The sequence below is a fragment of the Paenibacillus pseudetheri genome (assembly GCF_924513355.1).
Taxonomy (GTDB): domain Bacteria; phylum Bacillota; class Bacilli; order Paenibacillales; family Paenibacillaceae; genus Paenibacillus_AQ; species Paenibacillus_AQ pseudetheri.
Genome location: NZ_CAKMAB010000109.1, coordinates 1 through 493 on the forward strand (window position 1 = coordinate 1; position 493 = coordinate 493).

Annotated in this window: 1 protein-coding gene; it reads right to left on the reverse strand. The window is 44.0% G+C overall.

Annotated elements, in window-relative coordinates:
• Window positions 1-493: transposase (locus L1028_RS31125; RefSeq protein ID WP_234541972.1), on the reverse strand; the 493-nt coding region annotated here is incomplete at both ends.

The window sequence follows — 493 nt, forward strand, 5'->3', positions numbered from 1 at the left end:
TCTTTGCATGATCGAACCGATCGATTTCCCCGATTTCGGCTAAAATTGTTGCCGCAATTTTAGTACCAATACCGGGTATCGATTGGATCAAATCAAACTCCATTAATTCTTCAGCCAGGGCTTCTATCGATTTATCAAGTTTCGCTAGATGGTCTTGGTATTGAAGAAGTAAATTAATGAGTAGCTCCAGGGAGATTAATTGACTTGGGAAAGCTGTCTCCTTGAAGGGATTACGCTCTGCTGCAGCCATTAGCTTTTGTGCACTTTTTTGCGACCAACAAGAAGGATTGACATGTCCTGCAAGGCGCTGAATGTTGGCCATGACGTCTTTCTCGGACATCGCTAGCACCGTTTGAGACGTTGGATATAGTACCAGAAAGCGAAGGGACACCTTCGAATAAAGGTCACCAAACACGCCATGATACTCCGGGAACACTTGATCTAGAACCGCTTGGAATTGTAACTTTGCTTGAACGTACATATCCGTTAGAGA